Raw genomic sequence first — 1,381 nt, 5'->3', positions numbered from 1 at the left:
CGGGCAATTTATGGAACGGAAGAAAGGTGGGCGGGCTGGATGCTTACGGCGCAGTCAGGGCAGTAGCCGTCTTATTTCTTAGCCGCTAAAAATTAAAGCCGTACCCAGCACCCACGCGCGAAGCAGTGGGTTGGGGACGGCTTTTTTTTGTTTAATAGGGAAGGCCAAAGAGCGGCCGATTTAGCTATGCATCAGCCCGTGTCCGATGCCCCCTGCCTTGCGCGCGGCGCGCTCGTGGATCCTGCACGATTAGATCAAAGCGAGTCAGTCACTTTCCAGACCCAAACATCTATAAGATTCCCGTCTTTATCGAACCCCCAGTTGATGGTCCCAGACTCCGTCGAAAAAAGGCCGGTGCGATGGTCTGCTAGCGATGCCCAGATGCTTGCGACGCCAACCGTTTGGCCTGTTCGTTGATTCAAATATCCAGCTTTCTTCGAGTTTTCGCACTTCAATTTTTTCTCAGCGCAATAACTCAACACGACCTCAAATTTGGTGCCGATCGGTGTCTCTTTTAACAGCCGGTCCCTAATTTCGTTTTCATCAATACATCCGGTGAGCGCAAAAAGTAGTGTTGTCACCAAGCCGAAAATAATAGATCGCATAAATTTCATTGAATTACCTCCCAAAATTCGCGCGCGGGACGGGGAATTGATACCCAGGGGTCCGAGCGCCAGTGTTGCCAGGGGCGGGCATCACAATGTTAGCAGCCTGACCAATTCCCGAAATATAACTATTAGAGTTGTACTCCCCCGATGACGGAAATAACGTGTAAGGGAGCGTGTTCTTGTTATAGTTGTCGCCCAACTTGAACAATGTATCAATCAAATCATTCTCGTTGCCATATTCGCACGGCACTTCCAGAGTGGTTCTATTGACGCCTTTTTTAGATACATCTTTGTCGCGATTTACACCGCCCACCAAAATGCCTCGGTCCGGTCCGGCACCGACCGTAGCATAGTGATCTCCATATTCGTTTACGTTCTTAAATCGTGGGTCATTTGCATACCGCCCCTGATCTATTGGGGTAATGATAATTTTTGAGTGGTAATTTCCCCCAAAAACATTATGATTTGCGTATTCGATTATGAGTCCAGTGGAATCCGAATAATTGACTGGATTTCCCCCCACATAGCCATAGGTATTAATCCCACCACCAAGCCCGATCGGATCAGACTGCACATAGCGCCCGGTCTGCGGATCGTAATCCCTGAAGTAGTTGTAAAACAAATTTGTAGTCCGGTCGAAGTACTGACCTGGCATCCGCAAATTAAAGGTAAAGGTGCCTGATCCGCTGAAATATTCGGTTGGCGGCGTCAACCCGAACGGATCGCCGTTGTCCCAGCGCCAGACTATCTTGTTGTCGAGCGTGCGCGTGATG

At 49.4% G+C, this 1,381-nt stretch carries 2 protein-coding genes; both read right to left on the bottom strand.

Translation table 11 applies throughout. The features are described from left to right. Positions 1-254: 254 nt before the first annotated feature. Positions 255-614 carry a hypothetical protein gene (locus RBA40_RS33190; RefSeq protein WP_146046778.1) on the bottom strand — a complete coding sequence of 120 codons (360 nt, stop codon included), beginning with the start codon at positions 612-614 and terminating at the stop codon, positions 255-257. A 4-nt stretch (positions 615-618) separates the two neighbouring features. Continuing rightward, on the bottom strand, positions 619-1,381 hold a 763-nt coding region (locus RBA40_RS33185; RefSeq protein ID WP_306653155.1), incomplete at its 5' end, for an RHS repeat-associated core domain-containing protein.

The sequence above is a fragment of the Massilia pseudoviolaceinigra genome (assembly GCF_030846505.1).
Taxonomy (GTDB): Bacteria; Pseudomonadota; Gammaproteobacteria; order Burkholderiales; family Burkholderiaceae_D; genus Telluria_A; species Telluria_A violaceinigra.
Note: the sequence above shows the minus strand (reverse complement) of the source record. Positions and strands in the feature narration are given on the sequence as shown.

Coding starts and splice junctions, on each gene's coding strand:
- RBA40_RS33190 (WP_146046778.1), bottom strand. CDS start 614: ATGAAATTTATGCGATCTATTATTTTCGGCTTGGTGACAACACTACTT.